This is a genomic window from Flavobacterium tegetincola DSM 22377 (assembly GCF_000425485.1).
GTDB classification, from domain to species: Bacteria; Bacteroidota; Bacteroidia; order Flavobacteriales; family Flavobacteriaceae; genus Flavobacterium; species Flavobacterium tegetincola.
The window spans coordinates 1-1214 of record NZ_AUDN01000052.1; the positions used below are offsets into that span (position 1 = coordinate 1).

The following is a 1214-nucleotide window of genomic DNA, read 5'->3' on the forward strand; positions in this document are numbered from 1 at the left end:
ATAGCTGTAGTCACATTATTTGAGGCACAAGCACAACAAGACCCACATTATACGCAATACATGTATAATATGAATGTTATAAACCCGGCATATGCGGGATCAAAGGAAAACCTTTCCTTTGGATTATTGTACCGTAAACAATGGGTAGATATAGAAGGAGCACCATCCACATTCACGTTTTCAGGACATTCACCAGCAGGTAAGAATGTAGGACTTGGACTCTCAGTAATAGCTGATGAAATAGGTCCGGTAAAAGAACAAAACGTGTACGGAGATTTCTCCTACACCCTAAACCTAGGAGGCGAACACAAACTAGCATTAGGATTAAAAGCCGGAGTAACGTTTCAAAAAATTGGACTCTTTAGCGAGATCGCATCCACCTTGCCTGTTCCAACAGACAGCGGTTTTAGCGAAGACACAAACAACACGTACTTCAATTTAGGAACAGGACTTTTTTACTACACAGACAAATACTATGTAGCCTTATCAGTTCCAAACATGATCAAAGCCAATTATTTGGATTTTAACGGCGTGAAATACGGAACAGAAACCCAACATTACTTCTTAACGGGAGGATACGTGTTTGATTTGACACCCACATTGAAATTCAAACCCTCAGCAATGCTTAAATCCGCATTCAATTCACCGAGTTCAGTAGATGTATCAGCAAACTTTTTATTCAACGAGCGCTTTGAAATAGGAGGAACCTACCGAGTAGACGACAGTTTTGGAGGAATGGTAAATTTTGCCATCACACCAAGTTTGCGCATCGGATATGCGTATGACAATGTGATTTCAGAACTTAAAACAGTAGCACCCTCTTCACACGAGGTTATCTTGTTATTTGATTTGAACTTCCCGAAAAAAGTATCCCGTTCACCACGATTTTTCTAACCAAAACACACTCACGTAATGAAAAGACTCTATATTCTATTAAGCTGTGTGTTAGTAAGCACTACAACCTTAAACGCACAAAATAAAAAGACCCAAGCCGCTGACAAACTCTTCAACCAATTTGAGTATGTAGAAGCAGCAAAGGAATACGAAAAGTTAGTAAACAAAGGCGAGAAAGACCCTTATGTATACAAACAATTGGCAGACGCCTATTACAATATGTACAACCCAGTAGAAGCAGCAAAATGGTATGCCAAAGTAGTAGAAACTTCCCAAGAAGCAGAAACCTACTTTCGCTATGCACAAATGCTAAAAGCCAA

The 1214-nt window shown here is 39.5% G+C and carries 1 protein-coding gene and 1 pseudogene; both read left to right on the forward strand.

The genetic code is table 11. The features are described 5' to 3' along the window. The coding region (locus tag H602_RS0109575) for a PorP/SprF family type IX secretion system membrane protein (protein WP_342663493.1) at window positions 1-894 on the forward strand (894 nt) is incomplete at its 5' end. Between the two features lie 18 nt (window positions 895-912). Continuing rightward, window positions 913-1214: pseudogene (locus H602_RS18635) on the forward strand (OmpA family protein); the annotation flags it as partial.